This is a genomic window from Bacillus sp. M5A3_1b, from assembly GCF_053345335.1.
The window spans coordinates 551,208-575,841 of sequence record NZ_JBKEZY010000002.1; the positions used below are offsets into that span (position 1 = coordinate 551,208).

The 24,634-nt window shown below is 35.8% G+C and carries 25 protein-coding genes; 7 read left to right on the plus strand and 18 right to left on the minus strand.

The annotated features are described in order from the left end of the window. Positions 1-67 precede the first annotated feature (67 nt). The 5 genes from fabF to ACLBWW_RS09115 form a co-directional block, all read right to left on the minus strand. A complete protein-coding gene (gene fabF, locus ACLBWW_RS09095) occupies positions 68-1,306 on the minus strand; it encodes a beta-ketoacyl-ACP synthase II (RefSeq protein ID WP_000412643.1) in 1,239 nt (412 codons plus the stop codon). Positions 1,307-1,337: 31 nt separating this feature from the next. Continuing rightward, on the minus strand, positions 1,338-2,270 hold the full coding sequence (gene fabH / locus ACLBWW_RS09100) for a beta-ketoacyl-ACP synthase III (RefSeq protein ID WP_001100551.1): 933 nt from the start codon (positions 2,268-2,270) through the stop codon (positions 1,338-1,340). 231 nt (positions 2,271-2,501) lie between these two features. After that, positions 2,502-2,678, minus strand: a complete 177-nt coding sequence (locus ACLBWW_RS09105; protein WP_001003337.1) for a ComZ family protein — start codon at positions 2,676-2,678, stop codon at positions 2,502-2,504. A gap of 53 nt (positions 2,679-2,731) precedes the next feature. Next, positions 2,732-3,604: an NAD-dependent epimerase/dehydratase family protein gene (locus tag ACLBWW_RS09110; protein ID WP_116443099.1), complete on the minus strand. Its 873-nt coding sequence runs from the start codon at positions 3,602-3,604 to the stop codon at positions 2,732-2,734. A gap of 29 nt (positions 3,605-3,633) precedes the next feature. Then, the gene (locus ACLBWW_RS09115; protein ID WP_048545174.1) at positions 3,634-4,368 is read right to left on the minus strand and encodes a hydrolase; all 735 of its coding nucleotides are present in this window, start codon (positions 4,366-4,368) and stop codon (positions 3,634-3,636) included. Positions 4,369-4,524: 156 nt separating this feature from the next. On the opposite strand from ACLBWW_RS09115, the gene ACLBWW_RS09120 reads away from it, so the two are divergent. Continuing rightward, on the plus strand, positions 4,525-4,707 hold the full coding sequence (locus tag ACLBWW_RS09120) for a YjzD family protein (RefSeq protein WP_001211113.1): 183 nt from the start codon (positions 4,525-4,527) through the stop codon (positions 4,705-4,707). 37 nt (positions 4,708-4,744) lie between these two features. Here the strand turns inward: ACLBWW_RS09120 and clpB are convergent, their stop codons facing one another. Continuing rightward, positions 4,745-7,345, minus strand: coding sequence for an ATP-dependent chaperone ClpB (gene clpB, locus ACLBWW_RS09125; protein WP_447613994.1), 2,601 nt, complete (start codon positions 7,343-7,345; stop codon positions 4,745-4,747). Between the two features lie 199 nt (positions 7,346-7,544). Then, positions 7,545-7,724, minus strand: a complete 180-nt coding sequence (locus ACLBWW_RS09130; RefSeq protein ID WP_000531420.1) for a YjzC family protein — start codon at positions 7,722-7,724, stop codon at positions 7,545-7,547. 491 nt (positions 7,725-8,215) lie between these two features. Between ACLBWW_RS09130 and ACLBWW_RS09135 the strand changes: the two genes are divergently transcribed. From ACLBWW_RS09135 to ACLBWW_RS09145, 3 genes are all read left to right on the plus strand, one after another. Then, the gene (locus ACLBWW_RS09135) at positions 8,216-9,025 is read left to right on the plus strand and encodes a Cof-type HAD-IIB family hydrolase (protein WP_098221468.1); all 810 of its coding nucleotides are present in this window, start codon (positions 8,216-8,218) and stop codon (positions 9,023-9,025) included. A 105-nt stretch (positions 9,026-9,130) separates the two neighbouring features. Next, positions 9,131-9,271: a hypothetical protein gene (locus ACLBWW_RS09140; protein WP_000516816.1), complete on the plus strand. Its 141-nt coding sequence runs from the start codon at positions 9,131-9,133 to the stop codon at positions 9,269-9,271. Then, positions 9,272-9,469 (plus strand): DUF3813 domain-containing protein, encoded by a 198-nt coding sequence (locus ACLBWW_RS09145; protein ID WP_046957006.1) that lies wholly within the window; start codon positions 9,272-9,274, stop codon positions 9,467-9,469. 25 nt (positions 9,470-9,494) lie between these two features. Here the strand turns inward: ACLBWW_RS09145 and ACLBWW_RS09150 are convergent, their stop codons facing one another. Further along, on the minus strand, positions 9,495-10,352 hold the full coding sequence (locus ACLBWW_RS09150; RefSeq protein WP_048545180.1) for a YitT family protein: 858 nt from the start codon (positions 10,350-10,352) through the stop codon (positions 9,495-9,497). 100 nt (positions 10,353-10,452) lie between these two features. Between ACLBWW_RS09150 and ACLBWW_RS09155 the strand changes: the two genes are divergently transcribed. Both ACLBWW_RS09155 and prsA read left to right on the plus strand, forming a co-directional pair. Then, complete coding sequence (locus tag ACLBWW_RS09155) at positions 10,453-10,584, plus strand: DUF3941 domain-containing protein (RefSeq protein WP_001120851.1); 132 nt, start codon at positions 10,453-10,455, stop codon at positions 10,582-10,584. A 130-nt stretch (positions 10,585-10,714) separates the two neighbouring features. Continuing rightward, positions 10,715-11,572 carry a peptidylprolyl isomerase PrsA gene (gene prsA / locus ACLBWW_RS09160; protein ID WP_048545182.1) on the plus strand — a complete coding sequence of 286 codons (858 nt, stop codon included), beginning with the start codon at positions 10,715-10,717 and terminating at the stop codon, positions 11,570-11,572. A 39-nt stretch (positions 11,573-11,611) separates the two neighbouring features. Here the strand turns inward: prsA and ACLBWW_RS09165 are convergent, their stop codons facing one another. The 9 genes from ACLBWW_RS09165 to ACLBWW_RS09205 form a co-directional block, all read right to left on the minus strand. After that, the gene (locus ACLBWW_RS09165; RefSeq protein WP_141497522.1) at positions 11,612-11,875 is read right to left on the minus strand and encodes a hypothetical protein; all 264 of its coding nucleotides are present in this window, start codon (positions 11,873-11,875) and stop codon (positions 11,612-11,614) included. A gap of 127 nt (positions 11,876-12,002) precedes the next feature. Next, positions 12,003-12,245 carry a hypothetical protein gene (locus tag ACLBWW_RS09170; protein ID WP_447613995.1) on the minus strand — a complete coding sequence of 81 codons (243 nt, stop codon included), beginning with the start codon at positions 12,243-12,245 and terminating at the stop codon, positions 12,003-12,005. A gap of 172 nt (positions 12,246-12,417) precedes the next feature. Continuing rightward, complete coding sequence (locus tag ACLBWW_RS09175) at positions 12,418-12,552, minus strand: hypothetical protein (protein WP_447613996.1); 135 nt, start codon at positions 12,550-12,552, stop codon at positions 12,418-12,420. Positions 12,553-12,749: 197 nt separating this feature from the next. Further along, a complete protein-coding gene (locus tag ACLBWW_RS09180) occupies positions 12,750-12,995 on the minus strand; it encodes a hypothetical protein (protein WP_098047557.1) in 246 nt (81 codons plus the stop codon). 2 nt (positions 12,996-12,997) lie between these two features. Next, positions 12,998-13,717, minus strand: a complete 720-nt coding sequence (locus tag ACLBWW_RS09185) for an RHS repeat-associated core domain-containing protein (RefSeq protein ID WP_447613997.1) — start codon at positions 13,715-13,717, stop codon at positions 12,998-13,000. Between the two features lie 140 nt (positions 13,718-13,857). Further along, on the minus strand, positions 13,858-14,271 hold the full coding sequence (locus ACLBWW_RS09190) for a hypothetical protein (protein ID WP_447613998.1): 414 nt from the start codon (positions 14,269-14,271) through the stop codon (positions 13,858-13,860). A 110-nt stretch (positions 14,272-14,381) separates the two neighbouring features. After that, on the minus strand, positions 14,382-14,624 hold the full coding sequence (locus ACLBWW_RS09195; protein ID WP_048545189.1) for a hypothetical protein: 243 nt from the start codon (positions 14,622-14,624) through the stop codon (positions 14,382-14,384). Positions 14,625-14,633: 9 nt separating this feature from the next. Further along, on the minus strand, positions 14,634-21,326 hold the full coding sequence (locus tag ACLBWW_RS09200) for a DNRLRE domain-containing protein (protein ID WP_447613999.1): 6,693 nt from the start codon (positions 21,324-21,326) through the stop codon (positions 14,634-14,636). Between the two features lie 285 nt (positions 21,327-21,611). Continuing rightward, positions 21,612-22,466 carry a CvfB family protein gene (locus ACLBWW_RS09205; RefSeq protein WP_048545203.1) on the minus strand — a complete coding sequence of 285 codons (855 nt, stop codon included), beginning with the start codon at positions 22,464-22,466 and terminating at the stop codon, positions 21,612-21,614. A 239-nt stretch (positions 22,467-22,705) separates the two neighbouring features. On the opposite strand from ACLBWW_RS09205, the gene ACLBWW_RS09210 reads away from it, so the two are divergent. After that, positions 22,706-23,197, plus strand: a complete 492-nt coding sequence (locus tag ACLBWW_RS09210; protein WP_001040146.1) for a YajQ family cyclic di-GMP-binding protein — start codon at positions 22,706-22,708, stop codon at positions 23,195-23,197. Between the two features lie 529 nt (positions 23,198-23,726). Here the strand turns inward: ACLBWW_RS09210 and ACLBWW_RS09215 are convergent. Continuing rightward, positions 23,727-24,614, minus strand: coding sequence for a helix-turn-helix domain-containing protein (locus ACLBWW_RS09215; RefSeq protein ID WP_048545206.1), 888 nt, complete (start codon positions 24,612-24,614; stop codon positions 23,727-23,729). Between the last annotated feature and the right edge of the window lie 20 nt (positions 24,615-24,634).

The following is a 24,634-nucleotide window of genomic DNA, read 5'->3' on the forward strand; positions in this document are numbered from 1 at the left end:
AAAAGGCGTAAAAATAAATAAGGAGTTTTTTCGCAATATAGTGCGAAAAAACTCCTTATCTCATCTATTATTTATACGATTTAAATACTAATACTGCGTTATGACCGCCGAATCCTAGTGAGTTACTTAATACTGCATTTACTTCTTGTTGTCTCGCTTTATTCGGTACGTAATCTAAGTCACATTCTGGATCTGGTGTTTCATAGTTAATTGTTGGAGGGATTACTCCGTCTGTAATTGATTTAATTGAGAAGATCGCTTCAACAGCACCAGCTGCTCCTAATAAGTGACCTGTCATTGATTTCGTTGAGCTAATTGCTACTTTGTACGCATGCTCACCGAACGTTTCTTTAATTGCCATCGTTTCATACTTTTCATTCGCATCCGTACTTGTACCGTGCGCATTAATGTAATCAATATCTTCTGGCTGTAGACCTGCATCTGCTAAAGCTTGACGCATTGCACGCACGCCGCCTTCACCGCCAGGAGCCGGCATTGTAATATGGAATGCATCACCAGTTGCACCGTAACCAGCGATTTCCGCATAAATGTGAGCACCACGAGCTAATGCGTGCTCTAATTCTTCGAGAATTAAAATACCTGAACCTTCACCCATTACGAAACCACTACGGTTTTTATCAAACGGACGGCAAGCTGTTGCTGGATCTTCATTAAATGTTAATGCTTTCGCTGAACTAAATCCTGCAAATGCCATACTTGTTAACGGCGCTTCTGCTCCGCCTGTTATCATTGCATCAGCATCACCGCGTTGAATTGCTTTAAATGCATCACCAATTGAGTTTGCACCAGATGCACAAGCCGTTACAGAACAAGTGTTAATTCCTTTTGCTCCTGTTGCGATCGATACTTGACCTGCTGCCATATCTGGGATCATCATTGGTACGAAGAATGGGCTCACGCGGCGCGGACCTTTCTCAGTAAAAATCTTAAATTGTTCTTCGTATGTTTCCATACCGCCAATACCAGAACCAATCCATACACCAATTCGAGGTCCGTTTTCTTCTGTAATTTCAAGCTTTGCATCTGCAACTGCCATTTTCGCTGCTGCTACTGCATATTGTGTAAAGCGATCCATACGGCGCGCTTCTTTTTTATCAATATATTTCTCGACTTCAAAGTCGTTAATTTCTGCTGCTACTTTTGCTGGAAACAGTTCCGGATCAATTCTTGTAAGTCGTCCGATTCCAGATACACCCTTTTTAATGTTTTCCCACGCTGTTTCAACATCTGTTCCGATCGGTGTAACAGCTCCTAGTCCTGTAATTACGACCCTCTTTTTCTCCATACAAAATACACTCCTTTTTTTCTCTCAGTCCTTATTTACCCCAACGAAGAGCAACTGCTCCCCATGTTAATCCGCCGCCGAAACCAACAAGTATAATTAAATCACCGTCTTGAATACGTCCATTTTGCAATTCCTCTACCATTGCAATTGGAATTGAAGAAGCTGATGTATTACCAAACTTTTCAATTGTCATACTCATTTTTTCTTGTGGTAAATTTAATCTCTCTCTTGCAGATTCCATAATACGAATATTCGCTTGATGTGGTACTAAAAAATCCACATCCTCTTTCGTAAGTCCCGCTTTTTCTAACACGCGAAGACAGGAATCACCAAGTTGGCGAACAGCAAATTTAAAGACTTCTCTGCCGTTCATCATAACATACTCGTCTTGATAAAGATGCTTACCGCCGCTTCCGTCTGCTCCTAATTCGAAAGATAGAACGCCTCTTCCTTCTGAAACCGCCCCCATTACGATAGCACCGGCTCCGTCTCCAAATAGTACTGCTGTATTTCGATCATTCCAGTCTACAATTTTAGATAGTTTATCACTACCAACTACTAATACATTTTTATAAGTTCCCGTTTGAATAAATTGCTGCGCTGTAATCATTCCGTACATAAAACCAGCACACGCTGCACTTAAATCCATTGCGGCTGCGTGTTTTGCGCCAATGGCTTCTTGAATGACACAAGCTACTGCTGGGAATGCGCGATCTGGTGTTACTGTTGCCACTAAAATCAGGTCGATATCCTCTCCGCTAATCCCGGCATCTTCAAGTGCTTTTTTAGAAGCCTCTACCGCCATATATGAAGTATCTATTGTATCATCGGCAATGCGTCTTTCTGCAATTCCCGTTCTCGTACGAATCCATTCATCCGATGTATCTACGATTTTCTCTAAATCGTGATTTGTGACTACTTTTTCTGGCACATATCTTCCGATCCCTAAAATGCCCACGTTCACATCGCAGCCCTCCGTTTTATATCAATTATTATGACTTGGTACTAATTTTAAAACATAAATGTATTTTTGTCTAGAATATATTTCAGTTAAAACATAAATCCAGCATTATTCACTTTATTGTTTATTAAAAGAAACAGAAACATACCTTTCCTGTTTCTTTTGAAATATAAAAAGGCCCGAACCGCTTCTATCCACGGTTCGAGCCTCTCTTCCCTTCCAAAAAAGAAGGTTTTATTCTTTATCTGCTTTCCCAAGCTCATATGCTTCGTTCATAACTTTCATCAATAACTCTAATACTGGTTGTGCTTTCTCCATATCAAGCGCAATTCCATTCGAATCTAAGATGGCCTTTGCTTCTGGTAAATGCTTCATTGCGATTTGTAAAAATTGCATGCTTTTCTCATTCATATTATGTTCTTCCTCTCCATTAAAACTTTCACATACATAGTGTAACACGCTCGCTATCCTTCGTATAACTCTTTATATTTTTTCATATGTGCCAATTGTTTATTTAAACCGTATTCTAACGGGGTATTTCTTTTTATCGAAATAACCTCGACAGCATCATTTCGTTCTTCCTCATTCTTTTTATTCACTTTATCCGCTGCACGTAAAAGGTTCATACCTTTTTTCCATAATGACTTTTTACCACTAAGTAAATTGTATATGCCGAGATGCTCCGCGTTCATTCCATTGTTCCATAAGTATTCACATACATCTTCCACGTACAATAGATCACTTCCATTTTCCTCGCTCGCATAATGGCACTCTTTCTCATCCAGTTCTGATAAAATGAGCTGATGATACATCATAAAAGATGGTTGCCATGGCCCATATAATGTAGGAACTCGAAATACACTATATGGTGCCTCTCCTTTTTTCAATCCTTCTTCCACTTTCAAAAATAAACGTTTATTTTCAGATTCATCTGCGTTTCCTACTTCAATAGAAGAAATTAGATTTAACTTCACTTTCTGCTCTGCACACAGCCTTATAATCCGCTTTAAATACTGTAATATAACTCTTTCATTCCGAAAACCACTTTGTTGATTTGGCTCATACAAGCAAAAGTAAACAGTATCGAACTTCTCTCCTTCTACTGATCTCCATCCATCTTCATCTCTTATCGAATAATACGTAAATAACGCATTTCGTCCAATCAACAATAACTTCTCTTCATTAATTTTTTTCATATTCTCGAATTCATCAAAATCAAGACCGTACACTTCTACTTCTTCTGCAATCATTTTATTCACAAGGTGATAACCTACAAACGTAAGTGCACCTATAATTAGCACGCGCTCCATACCACCAACCCTTTCTCCTTGAAACAAATAGCTCCTCATTTATGTATATGGGAGCTTCACAATTCTTCTTCATATTTTTTAAAGAAATCAGTCGTTTGCCTAACCATTTTATATTTCACATCTTGCAGATGGAATAAGACAGAAGTATCGCATTGATTGAATTGCCTCATTTTCTCATATTTACGTAACAACTGTTTTCTTCCTCTTTTTTCTTGTGTTGATACGAAAACTTTAACAGGTACACAAGACGGAAGAAGCGTAAATGATTTCTTATTTATTTTGGATTCTAATTCTTCTTCTTTGGAATCATACGCCAAACTTAATTCCTTCACTAATCTTTTGTAAAAAAACTTATGCTCTTTTTCAAACTCCACATATTCTGGTAAATCTAAACACGGATTTAACATAATGACAGAGCGTATACATTCAGGGTATTTGTTCATCATTTCAAGTGCTACAAGTGCACCCATACCATCTGCCATAATGTGCATTTTCGCATTTAATGTCTCTTTTCTCAAAACAACGTCATATAAACGTTTTGCTAGACGAACAGATTGGTCGTTTCCCCAATGTCTTCCGTATAAATTAGAAGAAAAGACCGTGTAGCCTTCCTCAATAAGGCCATGTAAAAAATAAGATCTACCTGCATGCTGTGTCCATAAACTTGTACCATTCTCAATAAAGTAGTTATAATCACCGAGAAGCATAACAGAAAATCCATTTGGCTTCTCCGGTAAATAAATGACACATGGTTCTTTTTCTAAATAAAAAAAACGTTCCGTAATACTCATTTTTCCCCCGCCTTATTTTCTAAACGTATAAAAGTACTCTTCTATAATGTATGAGCGGAATGCAAATTTGCGTTGAAAAATCTACAAATATTTTTCTATATTCTTTTTTCAATTGTGTTACAATAAGGACAGATTGAACGAATAGAGGTGTAAAATATGCGTTTCATTTGGGCATTAATTTGGTCGTTCGCGCTTGTACATATGATGAGCTACGTAATCGGCTCTATGACTGGCGGTACATACGATTTTAACCAAGCGTCTATTTTCTCGGTTGTTCTTGCGGTGTTAGTACTAGCAATTTCAGCTACAATTCCAAACGAGCCAGTAGAACAACACTAAAAAAAGAGTCCGGATTTTATCCGAACTCTTTTTTATTTTACTTTACATGAACGACTAATTCGTTATTTTCTACATCAACAACTACGTGACTGTTATCAGTAATTGTTCCTGCAATTAATTCTCTCGCTAATTTCGTCTCAACTTGACGCTGTACATATCGTTTTAATGGACGAGCTCCGTACATCGGATCAAAGCCAGCTTCTACAACAAATTCTCTCGCTGCGTCTGTTAATTCTACTGTAATATGACGGTCAGCTAAACGACCTTGTAATTCTTTTACAATTTTATCAACAATACCTTTAATTTCATTCGTTGTAAGAGGTTTGAATAAAATAATTTCATCGACACGGTTTAAAAACTCTGGTCGGAAATGTCCTCTTAATTGCCCCATTACAAGTTCTCTTGATTCCTCTTTAATTGAGCCATCTGCTTCTAATCCATCTAACAAATGAGCAGATCCAATATTTGAAGTCATAATAATAACCGTGTTTTTAAAGTCTACTGTACGCCCTTGCGAATCTGTAATGCGTCCATCATCTAACGTTTGTAATAAAATGTTGAATACTTCTGGATGTGCTTTTTCGATTTCGTCTAACAAAATAACTGAATACGGTTTACGTCTTACCGCTTCTGTTAATTGACCGCCCTCTTCATATCCAACATATCCAGGAGGCGCACCAATTAAGCGTGACACAGCATGTTTCTCCATATACTCAGACATGTCGATACGAATCATTTGCTCTTCACTATCGAATAAAGACTGCGCTAACGTTTTTGCAAGTTCTGTTTTACCAACACCTGTCGGTCCTAAGAAGATGAAGGAACCAATTGGACGGTTCGGGTCCTTAATACCAGCGCGTGCACGAAGAACTGCGTCTGATACTAAGCTTACCGCTTCCTCTTGTCCGATGACACGCTCTGATAAAATTTGCTCTAAGCGTAGTAATTTCTCGCGTTCACCTTCAACGAGTTTTGCGACAGGAATACCAGTCCATCGTGAAACAATATCAGCAATCTCTTCTTCACTTACTTCCTCACGTAACAAACGATTTTCCTGTTTATTATGTGCGCCCATTTCTTCTGCTTCTTTTAACTCTTTTTCAATTGCAGGAATTTTCCCGTGACGAAGTTCCGCTGCTTTATTTAAATCATAATTACCTTCTGCTTCTTCTAATTCACGGCGCAGACGCTCTAAATGTTCACGTAAGTCACGCACTTTATGAATATCTTCTTTTTCTTTTTCCCATTTCGCTCTCATACCACTTGCAACTTCTTTTAAATCCGATAATTCACGTTGCAACGTTTTCAGGCGTTCTTGGCTACCAAAGTCCTTCTCTTTTCCAAGAGCCGCTTCTTCAATTTCCAGCTGCATAATGCGGCGCGTTACTTCATCTAATTCTGTTGGCATAGAATCAATCTCTGTTCGAATTGTTGCACACGCTTCGTCAACAAGATCGATCGCTTTATCTGGTAAGAAACGATCCGAAATATATCGATCTGATAAAACGGATGCTGCTACAATCGCGCGGTCATGAATATTTACACCATGATAAATTTCAAAACGCTCTTTTAAACCACGTAAAATGGAAATTGTATCTTCAACAGTTGGTTCTTCTGCTAATACTTGTTGGAAACGTCTTTCTAGCGCCGGATCTTTCTCAATATATTTACGATACTCATCTAACGTTGTTGCCCCGATACAATGCAGTTCACCACGCGCAAGCATCGGTTTTAACATATTTCCTGCGTCCATCGCACCTTCTGTCTTACCAGCGCCGACGATTGTGTGAAGTTCATCAATGAATAATAAAATGCGACCTTCACTCTTTTTAATTTCATTTAATACAGCTTGCAGACGCTCTTCAAACTCACCACGGAATTTCGCTCCAGCTACAAGCGCACTCATATCTAATGCGAAGATTGTTCTATCTTTTAATCCTTCTGGTACATCCTTCTTCACAATACGCTGTGCTAATCCTTCAACGATTGCTGTTTTACCAACACCGGGTTCACCAATTAAAACCGGGTTGTTTTTCGTTTTACGTGAAAGAATGCGGATTACACGTCGAATTTCACTATCGCGACCGATAACAGGATCAATTTTCCCTGCTCTCACTTCCGCCACTAAATCACGACCATATTTTTCTAACGCTTCATAAGTTGCTTCTGGATTTTGACTAGTCACTCTTTGATTCCCCCGAACTGTCATTAAAGACTGTAATAAGTTATCTTTCGTAATGTGAAATCTTGTAAGTAATTGATTTATATCGCCTTTTTCTTCTGAAAAAGCAAGCAATACATGTTCAACTGAAATGTAGTCATCTTGCAATTTCTCTGCTTCTTTTCCTGCTCTTACAAGTAGTTGTTGCAGAGCACCTGTTATATATAATTTTCCTACTTCTGCACCGCTTCCCGTTACAGAAGGTTTTTTCTTAATTAAACTTTCGGCGCCTTGCTTTAACGCTTCTATATCGACATTCATTTTTTGAAAAATACGCACTGCTAATCCATCTTGCTCTTCTAATAATGTAAACAAGAGATGAACAGTATCTACTTCTTGATGATGATGAGATACCGCTAAAGATTGGGCACTCATAATCGCCTCTTGTGTTTTTGTTGTCATTTGATTTAAGTCCATCTTTACAGTCCTCCAAATGTTTGACTTTCTTTGACCTTTGATTTGATTATACGCCAACTGACTTTTTTATACAATAATTTTGCTTATGTATTTTCAAACTTATTATTGGAAAAAGAAAAAGGGAACATTCATTATACAACTGAAAAAATATACGCAATGCGTAACGACAAAAAAGCCGCAATAATAATTGCGGCTCCTGTTACGGTTTTCTTTTATATGTCCACTGACGGTTATGATTCGCGTTATCTGGAAACTTTTCACCCGCAGTTAATTTCACCATTTGCGGATCTTTTACCATACTTCCTGTTTCACCAATTTCTACGTAAATACCATCGTTTGGCGCTTTTTGTCCAGAACGAAACCTGCGATTTTGTCCCATTTCCATTCTCCTTCCATGACGTCTTTGCCTCATTAGTATATCCATTTTAAAAGAAAGCTTTTCTGTCATGTTTAGGAAACAAGTACTACATTTCGTTCTTGTACATATACATGAATGACACAAGCTTAGGAAGGGATTTCTTTCCTATTTGTAGAAAAAAAAGAAACCAACCTACTATAGGCCAGCTTCAAAGGAGAGTCAAACATATACGAGAAGATTACATGTTCATTATAAGCCTCATCATACGAGCAATGTAACCCTTTTCACAATTTGTACATAACGAAAGAAACATTGTTTGAACTTTCTAAAAAGATGTTGACTTTTCTTAATTTCCAGCGAGAAATAGTAGACACCACAGCACTTTGCGACGTAAGATGGATATATAGTGAACTTTCCATCTTTGGTGTTCTCACCCAGTTTAACCTCTTATTTCTGCATATTAAAAACGGAAATACAGATAGAAACAAAAAAATATTATAAGAGGTGAAATTATGAATAAACAGCATTTAATCGCATTAGACTTAGACGGCACTTTATTAACAGACAACAAAATAATTTCCACTCGCACAAAACATACAATTGCAAAAGCAAAGGAACAAGGACATATTGTCGTTATTTCAACAGGACGTCCATTCCGCGCTAGTTATGATTACTATAAAGAACTTGGTCTGAGTACACCAATCGTAAACTTTAATGGCGCTTACGTACATCACCCTCTTGATTCAAAGTGGGGAACACATCACTCTCCTCTTGAGCTAGCAACAGCCCAAGAAATTGTCCGAGCTTGCTTTGATTTTGGCGTGAAAAATATATACGCTGAAGTAATGGACGATGTGTATGTTCGTGAAATTGATGAAGATAAAAAACATATTTTCGAATTCGGTTCTCCAAATATTTTTACAGGAGACTTATTAAATACTCTAAACGATCATCCAACCTGCTTATTAATTGACGCACATGACGAGCATTCCAGTGCAATTCGTCAACATTTAACTGATATGCATGCTGAAGTAATCGACCATAGAAAGTGGGGCGCACCTTGGCCGATTATTGAAATCGTAAAAAGCGGGTTAAATAAAGCTGTCGGATTACAAAAAATTTCTAGTCATTACAACATTCCACAAGAGCGAATTATCGCTTTCGGTGATGAAGATAACGACTTTGAAATGATTGAATTTGCTGGTCACGGCATCGCAATGGGAAATGCCATCCCTGAATTAAAATCACTCGCAAACCATACGACATTAACGAACGAAGAAGATGGTATTGCACTATATTTAGAAGAGGTTCTTGGGTTGTAATCTAAAAATTCCCTGCTTATAGTTTTTCGCCAAACGCTCATACTATGATTAGACGCAAAAGTCAGCGCGTCGATTGTTTTCAGCTAAATAAAGGGGGTTTTTCGAATGGGTAAAAAGAACAAATCAAAACGTTTTATCCAACAAGGAGCCGATGCTGTTATGAAGCATGATGCAAGATTCCCGTACCGTGGTACATTAGCTGAGGCAGAAAAAGCGAGAAGTAACTCTTCTTTTGGAGGGGTTTAAATGGGGAACTTACTATTCCAACAAGCTAGAGATGCCGTTGCAAATGCCGTCACTTGTTCAAGCGGTACTGAGCAACAAGATCTCGTATATAGAGCAAAAAACGCTTTGCACTCTGCTTATGCAAACTCTTCAACAGCTGAAAAAGTTCAGCTACGTGAAATGCAGGAGCAGTTGCAAAATATTACGAATTTACATTAAAAAAGAGGACCAGCTTTGGTCCTCTTTAATCTTTTCGAAACAAGCCAAACACCCCAACCGTCTGTAATACGTTTGTAAATGCACCTGGGTCCACTTGCCTAATAACCCTTTCTAATTCATATAACTCATAACGCGTAATAACAATCATTAACATTTCCTTATTTTCATTTGTATAAGCGCCTGTTGCTGGTATAGTTGTAATCCCCCTCACTAAGCGAGACTGAATCGCCTTTCGTACATCTGCCCCATTCTTCGTAACGATCAGTGCTGTAATCTTCACATGACGCGTATGAATCGCATCGATAATTCGTGTTGACACATACAAAGTCACCAAAGTATATAATGCTTTTTCCCATCCATACACATAGCCAGCCGCAATAATGATCAGTGCATTAAAGAAGAAAAAATACGTACCGACAGGCTTATCTTTAATCTTTGATAAAATCATGGCGATAATATCTAAACCACCTGTAGAAGCCCCCCACTTCAACGCAATCCCTACCCCAATCGCTGAAATAATCCCACCAAAAATCGCATTTAATATAATATCGTTCGAAACCGCTCTAACCGGGATGATTTCTAGAAACAAAGTCATAAATATGACGCAAAGAAAACTAAAAAAAGTAAAGGCCTTTCCAACCTTTTTCCACGCTAAAATAACGACGGGAATATTAAACAAACTAAACAATACCCCCGTTGATATGTGAATAGATAAAAAGTCCCCTAATATTTGTGATAACAATTGAGACAATCCAGCAAAGCCACTCGCGTACACTTTCGCTGGCGTTAAAAATAAATTCATTCCAATCGCGTTTAACAAACCTGCGACAATTACAACGATTAACTTCTTTATAAGTTCGGTATAATTCAACTTGAAATCCATTTCTAATCCACCTTTATTATTCATGAATGCACTGCTATACATAGTCTTTACGAAAAAGGAAATGATAAACGTACAACGGTTAGAAATGGAGTTGATACATATGCCACATACGAGTGATAACGACAAAAAAGCACGCGATAATAATGCAAAGCGTACACAAAAAAATGAGCAAGAACAAAAAAATATTCAGCAAGGTAAGCGTGCCTATTCTAAAAAGACTGATCACCTTTGATCCCATCGTACATCAACAATATTGTTGATGTACTTTTTTTACATTTTACAGGGAAAAAACATTAAAAATTCACTTCATGTTCACTTCTATATTCTACAATAGCGATAACATATTCGGATGAGGTGTTGGCATGAGAGGAAAACACATTTTCATTATTACTGCACTAATAAGTATATTAATGCTAGCTGCTTGTGGACAAAAAAACAGCTCAGCTACAGTCGCTACAGCAACAGACTCAACCATTACGAAGAGCGACTTCGAAAAACAGTTGAAAGATCGTTACGGAAAAGACATGCTATACGAAATGATGGCACAAGACGTTATCACGAAAAAATATAAAGTATCTGACGATGATGTAGATAAAGAAGTACAAAAAGCGAAAAATCAATATGGAGATCAATTCACAGCAGTACTCGAAAACAATCGTTTAAAAGATGAAGCTGATTTCAAAAATCAAATTAAGTTCAAACTTGCTATGAATGAAGCAATTAAGAAAAGTGTTACAGAAAAAGACGTGAAAGACCACTATAAACCAGAAATTAAAGCGAGTCATATTTTAGTAAGTGACGAAAATGAAGCGAAAGAAATAAAGAAAAAATTAGATGCTGGCGCTTCATTTGAAGAATTAGCAAAACAAGAATCGCAAGATCTACTATCAAAAGATAAAGGTGGAGACCTCGGATACTTCAATTCAGGCAGAATGGCGCCTGAATTTGAAACAGCTGCCTATAAACTAAAAGTCGGACAAATTAGCAATCCCGTTAAATCACCAAACGGTTATCATATTATTAAATTAACTGATAAAAAAGATTTACAACCTTACGATGAAGTGAAAGACTCCATCCGTAAAAACTTAGAAGCAGAACGTATTGCCGACCCTACATTCAGTCATAAGTTAATACAAAAGGAATTAAAAAAGGCAAATATTAAAATAAACGATAGTGAATTGGAAGATACGTTTACTCTTGCGCATGAGCAAGGGAATTAAAAAAGCACGATCTTATTTAATTAAATAAGATCGTGCTTTTTAATCTTTCATCAATATTTTCAACTTTGTCTTCACGCTTTTATAATGCCAATTGATGTGATCTAATTCTATCTCCACTTCAATTAGCCCATCTATTAAGTCTTCTTTAGATTGCTGAGAGTTTATAATATTTTCAAGTAATTTTTCAAAACTTTTACTACTCTCATATATATCATTTAAATCGACCGCTAATATTTCACGTTCTTTTTCAGGGGATAATACGGAAAGTCTTTTTATTAATTGTTCTAGTACATTATCTTGCATTATCATACCTCCCTTCTCCTCATGGATTGGTTCTATTACCGTCATAGAAGAATAAGTAATTTAAAATAAAAAAGTGTATCTCAAAATTAAACTATTTGTTTAGGTTTTGAAATACACCGAATAGACTTTACTTTTCTTTTTCAAAAATACTAGCTAAGATAAAACTAATCCCCAGAAAAATTACAATTATCACGTTAATTGTGTAACCTAAGAACGACATATATGAAGTAAAACTTACTAGAATTGTATATATGAGACTTACTACTAACACTATTGTAACTAGATAGTTTTTCCTTTTTAACATAATCACCAATAATGCTACAATAAAAACAACATTATATACACCAGTCATCGTATGTGTCGTCTCCATTTTACTAATCTATCTCCTTCTTTTCTTAGAATTAGTTTTTTCGGCTTATAATCTTTATATCCTTTTTTATCCCCCTTATAATACCCATCTACAAAAACCGCCATGTCCGGAATCAGCCCTATCCCGCCAACAGCTTTACTACCAGTGAATAACGCTCCTTTAGCCGCTAATTTCACTGCATTTTTAGTATTTGCTGCTTTTGAACGCGCTGTCCCGGCGATAAATTTGCGATTTGTTTTTTTGAGTTACTTCTAGATGATTTCCATCCATAAGTTGCACCAACACCAAAGGCTAGCACCTTATTCATTATATTTCCAAATCCAACAAAGCCCGCATAACTACTTTTCACAGCACTCAATCATTTTTGTTACAAAAGAAATTACTTTGACTCTAATCATAGCTACGCTGGTATTAAGCGCATTATTAAAAGTTATATAATCTTTAATTCTGTAATTAATGGAACTTTCCATCTGCTAAAAACTTCGCAATACATCTTAACATTTTCTAAGGTATTAATTTTCCTAAGTTATCAATTAGCTCTTCTAATGCTCTTCCCAAATCGTTTATATTGTCTCGTTCATCAAAACCTTTCTCTATTAATTCATCTGCTATAATATCTCTCAATTCATTTATTTTTTCAGTTTCTATCACACTTAGGTCTTCATAGATATTTAGCCATAGTAAATCTTTTTTTTGTGATTCTAATGTCTGTTTCAATAAAATCTGCATCTCTTTATTTAATTTAAACAAACTTATTTTCTTCCTTTCCTTGTGTATTTTGTACGTTTAGCAAAAGTTGTAATTACTTTACCTTTGTTATTTAAAACTACTACAGCTTGTTTACTAGTATATTTAGTTCTACCACCACTTTGTATAACTTTTTTACCAGTTTTAACAGCATTTAAAATGGCCTTAGATGATACTCCTACACCGTCACGACTAATTGCTTGATTTATGCCATGTTTTGTATATCCAGTAATTTTACCTGCTACTGCTCTCGTATTTTTGTATTTTAATGGTCGCTTTACAGCACGCTTAGCCAATTGTTTACCAACAAAACGACCTACATGCGGAGCAGCGATTCTCGCCCCGTGTACAGCGACTGGAATAAACCACGCTAAATGCCCATCAGGATCGACCATCATTACCGGATTATTGTCTGCATACGTATATCCATTCATTGTAACCGGATCATCCTCATCACCCGAATCAGGATCCACCGATAAGAACACACCATGATCTGGATTGCTGTAACGAGCGATCAAGTAATACATACCCATTTCTTTATCATACATGTATCCTGCATATCCGAATGGATTGTCCGCTGCGATTCCTTTTGCTTCACTCTTTAAGACGTTACCCCATGTATCATATTCATAGCTGGCGACTATTTGCCCACCTTTGTCGGTCATTGCTATTACGTCACCGCGCGGGTTGTAGTGGTAGTATACCGATTGTCCTTGCGATTCCATAGCAAAGCGCGTGCCACTTGTAGCATATACATATTGACAAAGTATAGTTCCATTTCCATATAATTCATATAATGTATTGATGGTGTCACTATTTCTTGTGCCTTGTATATATTTTTATAGAAATGAATTTTTTAGTTTATTCAACTTTTACGTAGAATATATCTTTCAGGGGGACCGCTCACCTGCTCAGATTGAAAATATAATAATTTATTCGGTATGCATGAAATTAAGCAAGGTAAACCACGCCACATAACTTTTTCTATTGCACATTCTAATTTCATAAAACTCCCATCAATTTCACTAATAAGGGACATTACGTAACAAAAATCATTTGCTCCATATTTTTTTAATTGAGTTGATATTCCCTCAGCGTATACCATATTTTTTGGAATAGCTTCAAAATACATAGAATTTAAGATAGTATCATAATTATGCGCCAGACGACCTAATGCCTTCATTCTTTTTTGGGGTGAAGTTAGTTCAAAAATAATTCTATCCTGGATTTTTTTTTGGAAAAAGCTCCTAACTATTAGTTGTTCATATTCTTTATCCATGTATCTTTTATCCTCCTCTATTCTTAAAGAATGAAGGTGTTATTTTAAATAAAAAAGTGTACCCCAAAATTAAACTAACTGTTTAAATTTTGAGATACACTGAGTCAACTTTACTTTTCTTTTTCAAAAAAGCCAGCTACGATAAAAAGCACACATAAAGAAAATACAACTAAACATTTAACCTTCCAACTAAAAAAATCAAAATAAGAAGTAAAAGCTATCAAAATCATATAAACTAATAATATTAACACTACACTCAATCTCTTATATTCTTTTGCCCTCCAAGTAATAATTACAGCATATATAATCCAGCCAAAAGCAAAAACACCATAAATAATTTCACTACTAGACATATACCGCTCCTATCTCTTACTTTTCTTAGAGTTTCTTTTAGGATTATAATTTTTATATGCTGTTTTATACCCTTTATAATATCCATCTAAAAATACTCCTGCATCTGGAAGAAATCCATATACCCCCAAAGCCTTACTCCCCCTCATAATTAGTGCTTTAGTCGCTGTTTTTTTCGCATTATTCACAACTACATGTTTTCCGACTCGATTGCCAACTTTTACGCTACCTGCTTTTTGTTTGGATTGTTTTATAGATCCAGACCAACCTGCATATCCAGCTATTCCAAAAGGCATAACCTTCCCCGCTATGTTACCAGCTCCAGAAAAATTGAAACCATAGCTCTCAACCCAACTTTTTATTCCCGCTCTTACTCCCCTATCATTGGCATAAGCCGTTCTCTTATCATAAACCCACAATTGTGTCGTTCCCCAAGGACGATATGCCCAATGCCCATCCGGATCCACCATCATTACCGGATTATTGTCCGCATACGTATATCCATTCATTGTAACCGGATCATCCTCATCACCCGGATCCGGATCCACCGATAAGAACACACCATGCTCTGGGTTATAGTATCTCGCGATCAGATAATACATCCCAATTTCTTTATCATACATGTATCCCGCATATCCAAATGGGTTGTCCGCTGCGATTCCTTTTGCTTCACTCTTTAAGACGTTCCCCCATGCATCGTATTCATAGCTTGCGACTATTTGTCCGTCCTTGTCGGTCATTGCTATTACGTCACCGCGCGGGTTGTAGTGGTAGTATACCGATTGACCTTGTATTTTCATTGCTAGGCGGACGCCGTCTTTGTTGTAAACGTATTGACGGAGGACTTTTCCGTTCCCGTCTGTTTCGTATAGCGGGTTAATGCTGTCACCGTCGTAGAAGTAACGGGTTACTTGTCCGTTTACGTTCTTTTCAATACGACGGTTTTCGTTGTCGTATTTATATGTTGCGAACGGTTTGGCTTCCCCTTTTTTCGTTACAGCAACAAGTTGGTCTGCTTCGTTCCATGTGTATGTGTATTTCCCATCAGATGTACGGTTACCATTTGCGTCATACGTTAACGATTCGTTTCCGAATTTTAGAAGTTGATTTCCTTCGTTAAATGTTGCGATTACTGATTTCGTTTCTTTTCCATTTTCTGTTACTTTCACACTCGTACGATTGCCAAATCCATCATACGTGTAGTCTCTAACTGTTCCATTTGGTGTAGATTCTTTTAATAATTGATTAATTGGATCATATACATAATTTGTTTCCGTTATTTTCCCATCAGGACTTTCATGTTTAATCTTCGTACGGTTTCCTGTTTTGTCATACTCATATTTCTCTAATAGTAACATTTGCTTTGGTGTTGCAATAGCTAAATCTGATAGTTTCCCTGTTTGATCATAATTATACGTTGCACTAGCATCATTCGGTGCGATATACGTACGTACGTGGCCGTTCTCATCATAATAGAAATTATAATGTGCCCACATTTCATCCCAAACAGATGTGTTTTGATCTAAAGCATTATATTCATATTTTATTTTACTGTTATACCCACCGTGTGTAATTGACTGTTCTTTTAACTTTTCTGTTTTGCTATTTGCTTTATCATGATATGCCCAATCAATTTTCCCACCTCGGCTATCCGTTATACTCGTGATCCGATCTGCTGTATCATATGTTTTGCTTTTTTCAACCCCATTTACGTGATCTTTCACTTTCGTTTCTTGCCCATTAGCATCGCGTTCGAATGTAAAGGCATCTTTTCCATTTCGCTTTTCACCCATAATGCGATCCGCTGTATCATAACCCCATTCAATCAGTGAGCCATTTGGCATTTTCGTTTTTGTCTTATTTGCATTTGCATCATATTCATATTCAATGCGGCGATTTAACGCATCGATATACGTTGTAATTTTATTATCTACATCATACTCATATTTGTGTGTTTGTGTTTTCCCACCAAACATTATAGATTTTTCAGTTGTATTGCCATTATGATCATAATTATAACCAACAGAAGTTCCATTTTTTAATGTCACTTTTTTAAGTTGATTATCTTTATTGTAATCGAAAGATTTTGTATTCCCTCTCTCATCGGTTTCTGACTTTTTATTTCCGACTCCATCATAAGAAAAGGCTATTTTATTTCCTTCTTCATCATACGAAGCTGTTACATTTCCATCGTTGTCATATTCATTTTTGACAAGCACATTCCCTTCTAATAACCGAATATCATCAAACCATACTTTTCCTTTGTTTTCATTTCTAAATAACAAATAAGTATCGATATGTTTAATCAGCTTTGTCGCTGGAATGAATACCGCACTACGATTCCAATCATTCGTTCCATTCGGAAACATAGCTGTAAAATTGGCAGTACTACCATCTTGATACGTTACATCTGCTCGTACTGCATAATCTTTCGATAATTTTTCTCCTGCACTATTCTCTACTTTCTCGGATTTTGACATAGCAGTTAAAGTTAAGTTTTGTTCTTGTTTTTGATTTAGTACAACACGACTTTGGTAACTAATGTCCTTCTGATTATATTGTAAGTTTTCTAATACAATAGAAGAACCACCATGAAATCCTTCTGTTGCTATATCTTTTCGATTACAATTTTCCGGACAATTTCTAGTCCAATTCGGAACAGATCCAGTTTCCGAATACTCTTCAAAACTACTATTTACAATTGGATTAAAACTAGATGATACATCTCCTTTTTCAAGCTGCAACTTATCAAACCAAGCTGCTCCACTTACAGATTCTCTTTCATGTTCAATGACTAAATGTATTTTTGCTTTACTTGCCTTATCTGTCGTTTTAAACGTCAATTGCCGATTCGACCATCCATTTTCTGATTTTAAATTATTTGAGCGATGGTCGAACCAATCCGTTCCACCAGTCGGATTTCCGTTTTCATCTAAGAACATGACATTAAAATAGGCATCTGCATTTTTCAGTGTAGTTTTCACCATACCCGTTAATGTATAGTTCGTATTAGGTTCTACTTCTACCTCCTGTGCTATGGCTGTATACCCCCAAGAACTAGCCCCAGTTATTTGCGCAGTTAGCTTCAATGAACCTGAGCCACCAAGCCCACCCGGTGCTCCTTCCACATCCTTTGTCATAGAGCCCTTACTATCTTTATTCACCATTGTCCAATTTTGTAATGTGTCCATTTCAAAGCTTGGATTTTTTAGAAGGTTTCCTCCTACACCAATATTTTTACTCGTTTGAATGACATTCCCAAATTTATCATACTGTTTTACTTCAGCTGTTTCGGAGACATGATTTGTTTCTGAAACAGCTGCATTTGCTTGTTGATACGCTATAGTAGTTTTCCGATCTTCTACATCTGTCGCTTTAATAACATCATTATTTTTATTATATTCAAACTTTTCAGTCCCTGTTGGATCTGTTACAGAAGTCACATTACCATTGTTATCATACGTGACTGTTTCCACTTGATTTTTAGGCGTTGTCGTTTTCTCCAAGTGATTCGCTTTATATTCATATGTTGTCGTTAACTTTAATTGCTCTGCATCTACAACTATTTTTGCTGGATTACCAGCTTGATTATAGCTATGCACCGTTTTACGAGCTTTAGCATCCGTCAACGTTACCTCTTTAGCTGCATCGTTATAAGATAATACCGATTCCTTTCCTAGCGGGTCTGTTACCTTTACTAATTTATTATTTTCATACGTATATGTCGTTTTATATGGTTTTGTTTCCGTATGTTTCGGATCAAACGTATAACGTAGTTTTCCATTCTCATAGCCATAACGATACTTCTTTCCTTCTGGTGTCGTAGATCCTACTAACTGATCATTTTCGTATTCGAACGTTACAGTTCTATTTTCTGGCCCTATAAATTGAGAAACGAATTTCCCTGTATACGTAATAGTAATAGTACGTCCTGATGCATCTGTAATCTTAATCGGCCTTTGATTTGTATCATATTCATACTTCACAACATTTCCAAAGCTATCTTTCTCTTGTTGTACTTTTCCTTGCTTTGAAAATGTTATAACAGATTGATCTTTATCTTTTAATTCAAATCCATCAGCTATTTTCTTTACTTCTAAATGAATACCATTAGGTGCTTGATATTGATTATCACCTGTTTTAGTAAATAGTAATGTGGATTTGTCTCTCGTTGTATATAAAATATTTCCAGAAGATTCTTCTTTAATCACTTCTTCTAATGAACTATGCCAGCCTTTTCCGAATAAACCAGTTCCGGTATCTTGACTATTATACGTTCGATCAATAGATACATTCGGGCCTTTTCCAGACAGATTAAAATCCGTCTCATCCATAACAAAGTTTCCATTAATAGCAGTAACCTTTCCGCCAATTACATTCACTGCCGCCCAATAATCTTTCGTGCCAAGCCAAGAAACTTCATTCGAAAAAGTTGGTGTAAACTCTTGTGAAATTTCACTTTCTGCATGACCCGCTTTACTATACGCTGTTACCCGGAGCCAATAGTTTTTGGAACCACCATATATACCACCAGAATTGCGGTAGACTGGAGATGGATCTAGCGAAAGCTCATTTCCTTTTTGGTCATGATGAAGTTGATATTTCCCACTAGAAATTTCCGCTTCTGTCGGCCAAATATTTTGTCCTTGCGTTGTCCAAGTTGTTGTATTACCAACATCAAATGCTTCATAGTCTTTCCCGTTATAAATCCATACTTTATAACCACTTGCCTCTGGTACAGGATCCCACTTTACTGATACATATCCTGTATTACTACCCGGCCCATTTGTATAAGCTGATCCAGATGGCCTCTTTACTTGCTCTAGCGGAACATAGGAAACTGTTTCATCAGACAGCGGACTATCACCGTATGGATATTCCGCTACAATTCGAATCCAGTACCCACGAGCTGAACTATAATCCCCATATGGGCTACCTGCCAAATAAGCATTTTTGTATATTGGGCCAGGGCTTACGGAAAAATCCGTCCCCTTTCCATCTTTATGAAACTCAAATTTCCCTGCATTTATTTCATCTTGTGTAGGGAAGATTTTCTTATCTTTCGTACTCCAACTTGTTACATTTCCGACAGGAATATATTCATAGTCATATCCATTAAAAATGGCAACTTTATATCCTTTTGCACCTTGAACTGCGTCCCATTGTATATTGAAATGCCCTGATTCACTTCCAGTTCCATTCGAATACGCTTGTACCCTCGGTTTATTCAATTTTTCATATGAATAATTAACCGCTAAATATGGCGCATTCGAACCATTTTGAGCTGCGACAAATTTCTTCCAATGCGTCTGTCCATTTCCGTTAGCATGTAATTTGAATCCATAATTCGGTCTCGTTCCATCTACCCACGCTTTTACTGTATTTGTTACATTAAATTGCGCCCACTTCCCCCGACCTACATTTGTTTGAGCAATATTATTTGATCCTGGCTTATTACTCCAATTAATATTAGAAACATTCCAATTTCCCGTTACTTCATCAAGCCATACACCATTTGGGCTATCCCCGTAATAATGCCATATAGCATACGTATGAAATGTTGCACTTTGAATTGTTGCGCCTTTTAAATTAGAAATATCAGGTTTAATAAAAGCATCATTTGTGCCTGTTCCTGCATTAAAATAACCGACTTTTAACGTATATGCCTTTTGTCCTTCATCCCATAAACTACCGCCTGAATAATTAATATTAGGATCTGCATTTGATGCATACGCATTTTCAAATCCCCTTACCGTAACCGAGGGATCTATAAAAACAGGATACTTACGTTCGGCTGATTCTAACCATTTTGGATCTGCAGTAACTGTTAAATTGTATTTCTTCCCCCCAGCAGGAGTTATCTCATATTTCACATCTTGAGATGTAACAGCTTCTCCGGATTCCTGATTAATATTTGAGTCAGCCATATAAGGCTTTGGTAGTACAAATACATTCTCCTTTTTTTCATTTTGAAAAATAATAGAACCATCTTCTTTTAAACTCGGCTGTAAATCTGTCTGTAATTCGAATGAAAAAATGTGATGCCCTGTATATTGATGAAGAACGAAGTCTTCCTTTACATTTTCATTAAATGTTGTACTTTTTAAATCAATACTTGGAAAAATCCCTTTATACCATACTGTATTCTCTTCATGCGACGCTGTAACAGCTGTCGGTTTTAATTCACCCTTCTCACCACGTGCGCCTGTCAATTCATACTGAATCGTATGTCCATCCACTTCGAATTGAACATACTTTCCATCCTTTACTACTTTCTCAAACTTCGGCTTTAATGCTGTATTTTCTGTTACGATTTTTTTATCTGGTGATTCTACTAAATTAGTAGAAACCTCTTCTAATTTCCCATTCTTTTCTGCATGAATTGGTTCCGTATATATTTTTTTAGTAAACGTACCATCTTGATTATCAAAAACCTTTTCTGTCTCCGTCCGTTCTTCTACAACTTCAGTCGGCTTAGCTTTTGCATTCGCATTTTTTTGTTTTATCTGATCTGGATGTGGAGCTGGTAATTCCTTCTCGTCTTTCTGTTCTACTTGTGGACTCGGTTCTGAATTTGGCGACGGTGTAAACGGCGGTACCGTTTCCGCCAGTCCATTCATCGGTATAGAAGTAACAATTAATGCAACTACCATAAGCTGCATGAAGTACCTATACCACTTTTTCTTAACTTGCTTCTTTTCCATACATTCACCCCTAATTCGCATCGGTTTTATTCTTACAATTAACAATTTAAAGAATTTTCCAAGGGGCTTCAACATAAAAACGACAATATTATGACATTTTTTCTAAAAATGTATATTTTCCGACAATTTACCATTTTATATTCCTTTTTCCTTATAAATACAGTAAAATATTTGTAGATTAAACGTTTTATTACACCTTATTTACTTTTTATCTACTTTATAATAAAAAAGAACTATCTCTTCTCTTAAAAATTTAGAGAAAAAATAGTTCTTTTTTCATTCACTTTATTTCTTAAAGTAAGTCCAACCTTCTTCTTGGTAAACCTTTTCTTCTTTCATCAACTTACCAAGTGCGCGCTTAAATGCAGCTTTACTCATGTTAAAGCGTTCTTTAATGTCTTCTGGGTGGCTCTTATCCCAAAACGGCATTGCTCCGCCTCGTTCTTCCATATATGCATAAATTACAGTAGCATCATCTTCCATTCCTTCTTCTTTACGAGGAAGAAGTGAAATGTTAATTGTACCGTCATCTTTCACATCAATAATACGGCCCGTTACACGTTCACCGATGCGGACTTGTTCTTTTCTTTCAGTATGGTGTAAGAAAGCACGGAAATGCTCATCAGTTAATATGAATGAACCAACTTGAAGTGAACGATACACACGTCCATTTACGTTTTTATTACGCATAGATGGCGTCGCATCTACGATAATTTCTTGCATATCACTGTCTCTTGCGGGAAGAGCGATAAGGCGATCACGATTCGTTAATTTTAACGTACAATATAATTCGTCTCCAACCTCTGGCCATACTGGCATATAAATCGGGAACTCATCAGCTGGGATTAGTATATCTTTTGATACACCAATATTAACAAACACACCTAAACTAGGAATAACTTCTACAACCTTTACCCAGTTCCAATCAAAAGTTGTAATAAGCGGCTCCTTCATTGTTGCTGAAATACGATTTTGGTGATCAAGGTATAAGAATACATCAATCGTATCGCCTTCTGCAATTTCTCCAACTAATTCGTTTTTATGTAAGAAGATTTCTTCTTCTTCATTCCCAACCATATAGCCGATTTCCGTTTCGCGTAAAACAGTTACCTGTTCAATCGATCCTAATTGTAAATACATATTTTTTAATTCCCTTCTATATATATAAAATTAACTTTTTTATATTTTTTATCATTCCAAACAAAAGTTAATTATAACACGATTTTTCCTTTATTTGTCCAACTGCCCAAAATTCACTATAATAAAATGAGGTTACATAAATATAAGTATGAAAACACTTAAGTCTAGGCTCGTTTTCAGCTATACTTTAGTATGTACAGTACATAAAAAGATTAGAAATTTATTTGGAGGTGCTAACTATGGCAAAAGATAGTTCTTTTGACATCGTTTCGAAAGTAGAATTACCTGAAGTAACAAACGCAATTAACATCGCATTAAAGGAAATCCAAAACCGATATGACTTTAAAGGAAGTAAAAGTGATATTAAATTAGAAAAAGAAGTACTTGTTTTAACTTCTGACGATGAGTTCAAATTAGACCAAGTAAAAGACGTTCTAATTTCTAAACTTGTAAAACGTAACGTTCCAATTAAAAACTTGGATTACGGAAAAGTTGAAGCTGCGACTGGTAACACTGTTCGCCAACGCGCAACACTTCAACAAGGTATCGATAAAGATAACGCGAAAAAAATTAACAACATCATTAAAGAAATGAAATTAAAAGTAAAAACACAAGTACAAGATGACCAAGTACGTGTTACAGCGAAAAGCCGTGATGACTTACAAGCAGTTATCGCAGCAGTTCGCAGCGCTGATTTACCGATTGACGTACAATTTATTAACTACCGCTAAAAAGAAAAACATCCTCTGTGCAGAGGGTGTTTTTCTTTTTAGCTTGTAGAGAAAATATTACAAAGTCTAAGCTTACGAGCAATCAGATTTTTAGAATGGGTATTTAATTATTATGCATAAACGAAGAAGGTCCTTTTAATAATCGGCGCAAAAACCTCCCTCCCCACTCAAATGTAACAAATTATGAGTATAAGAATATTTTCCACCCTTTCATGTAATGTAAAATTAGTAAGGAATTTATTTTATGAACAAATGTTAATTAAAAAAGAGTTAGAAGTGGTTATTTGAAGAAATTAATACTATGTTTTTTATTAACTACATTCTGTCTATATATTGCAGGGTGTTCTAATAATATAACTACACCCGGGGATACACCTAAAACTTCAACACCTGCGAAGTGTAAATACATCAACAAAGCTTGGTATAAGAAACCTATAAAATGTAATAATTGATGATATAAGTTATAAAAAAGACACCATAAGGTGCCTTTTTTATAGAAATTAATAAGATATTCATCAGAAATTATGAGTCATTTTTTATTTTGTTTTTCAAAATATTTTTCTTTAACTATTTTGATCAGATTTTCTTTTTCTGTTAGTTCAAAGATAAATAATGCTTTTTTCATGTTATCAGCTACATCTTCTTCATTATATTGTTTCAGCTTTAGTAAATTCCAAGCTTTCCCATAATATAATTCACCTAATAAATATAACGTGTTTAGATTAATAGCTAATTTGATACCCATATCATTGTATTTTATTGCCTCTTCATGTTGATTTGCATGACCTAAAATTTTGGCTAAATTAAAAATGATTTTTAATTTAATCTCTTTATCTCTAGGAAAATCTAACTTATTAAAATTAGTTAAACATCTTCTTAATATATTAATACTCTTTTCATACTCTTTATTTTCCCCATAAAATATAGCCATTGACTGCATAATATCTATTTCTCTTTCTGATAAAAAATCACCATTCGTTACAGTTAGTTTTAATGCACTATTTAAAAGATTTAAAGCAGTTTTTATTGATGTATTTACATGAAATATAGCAATTGCTTCATGCCATATTAGAAATTGTTTATCTTCTTTTAACTGGAAATTACTTTCGTTTTTCTCTTGTTTCACTATTTCGTAAAGTTCATTATATTGTTTTTGCTTTATACAGTCTCTCATTACATATTTTACATTTTCTACATACTTTAGTTTTTTGTTTTGAGTTAGTGCGAAAATATTATTTGGATCAATACCAAGTCTTTCAGATAACTGATATAACAATATACTAGATGGATAAATTATACCTTTTTCTATTTTGCTAATTTGACTTTGTGAACATATTCCATGACACAATTCAGATTGTGATATATTCTTTTTCATTCTAAGTTCTTTAATAGTAATACCCAAATCGTAAAATCCCATTTTTCCTCCCCAAATATAGC

Excerpts from the sequence above, each read along its gene's own strand:
- ACLBWW_RS09210 (WP_001040146.1), top strand. The coding sequence starts at position 22,706 with ATGGCAAAAGATAGTTCTTTTGACATCGTTTCGAAAGTAGAATTACCT.
- ACLBWW_RS09115 (WP_048545174.1), bottom strand. The coding sequence starts at position 4,368 with ATGAGTATTACGGAACGTTTTTTTTATTTAGAAAAAGAACCATGTGTC.
- ACLBWW_RS09155 (WP_001120851.1), top strand. The coding sequence starts at position 10,453 with ATGCCACATACGAGTGATAACGACAAAAAAGCACGCGATAATAATGCA.
- ACLBWW_RS09120 (WP_001211113.1), top strand. The coding sequence starts at position 4,525 with ATGCGTTTCATTTGGGCATTAATTTGGTCGTTCGCGCTTGTACATATG.
- ACLBWW_RS09195 (WP_048545189.1), bottom strand. The coding sequence starts at position 14,624 with ATGTCTAGTAGTGAAATTATTTATGGTGTTTTTGCTTTTGGCTGGATT.
- ACLBWW_RS09170 (WP_447613995.1), bottom strand. The coding sequence starts at position 12,245 with ATGGAGACGACACATACGATGACTGGTGTATATAATGTTGTTTTTATT.
- ACLBWW_RS09185 (WP_447613997.1), bottom strand. The coding sequence starts at position 13,717 with ATGGAATCGCAAGGACAATCGGTATACTACCACTACAACCCGCGCGGT.
- ACLBWW_RS09130 (WP_000531420.1), bottom strand. The coding sequence starts at position 7,724 with ATGGGACAAAATCGCAGGTTTCGTTCTGGACAAAAAGCGCCAAACGAT.
- ACLBWW_RS09150 (WP_048545180.1), bottom strand. The coding sequence starts at position 10,352 with ATGGATTTCAAGTTGAATTATACCGAACTTATAAAGAAGTTAATCGTT.
- ACLBWW_RS09145 (WP_046957006.1), top strand. The coding sequence starts at position 9,272 with ATGGGGAACTTACTATTCCAACAAGCTAGAGATGCCGTTGCAAATGCC.
- ACLBWW_RS09140 (WP_000516816.1), top strand. The coding sequence starts at position 9,131 with ATGGGTAAAAAGAACAAATCAAAACGTTTTATCCAACAAGGAGCCGAT.
- prsA (WP_048545182.1), top strand. The coding sequence starts at position 10,715 with ATGAGAGGAAAACACATTTTCATTATTACTGCACTAATAAGTATATTA.
- ACLBWW_RS09190 (WP_447613998.1), bottom strand. The coding sequence starts at position 14,271 with ATGGATAAAGAATATGAACAACTAATAGTTAGGAGCTTTTTCCAAAAA.
- ACLBWW_RS09215 (WP_048545206.1), bottom strand. The coding sequence starts at position 24,614 with ATGGGATTTTACGATTTGGGTATTACTATTAAAGAACTTAGAATGAAA.
- fabF (WP_000412643.1), bottom strand. The coding sequence starts at position 1,306 with ATGGAGAAAAAGAGGGTCGTAATTACAGGACTAGGAGCTGTTACACCG.
- clpB (WP_447613994.1), bottom strand. The coding sequence starts at position 7,345 with ATGGACTTAAATCAAATGACAACAAAAACACAAGAGGCGATTATGAGT.
- ACLBWW_RS09165 (WP_141497522.1), bottom strand. The coding sequence starts at position 11,875 with ATGCAAGATAATGTACTAGAACAATTAATAAAAAGACTTTCCGTATTA.
- ACLBWW_RS09200 (WP_447613999.1), bottom strand. The coding sequence starts at position 21,326 with ATGGAAAAGAAGCAAGTTAAGAAAAAGTGGTATAGGTACTTCATGCAG.
- ACLBWW_RS09105 (WP_001003337.1), bottom strand. The coding sequence starts at position 2,678 with ATGAATGAGAAAAGCATGCAATTTTTACAAATCGCAATGAAGCATTTA.
- ACLBWW_RS09175 (WP_447613996.1), bottom strand. The coding sequence starts at position 12,552 with ATGAATAAGGTGCTAGCCTTTGGTGTTGGTGCAACTTATGGATGGAAA.
- ACLBWW_RS09205 (WP_048545203.1), bottom strand. The coding sequence starts at position 22,466 with ATGTATTTACAATTAGGATCGATTGAACAGGTAACTGTTTTACGCGAA.
- ACLBWW_RS09135 (WP_098221468.1), top strand. The coding sequence starts at position 8,216 with ATGAATAAACAGCATTTAATCGCATTAGACTTAGACGGCACTTTATTA.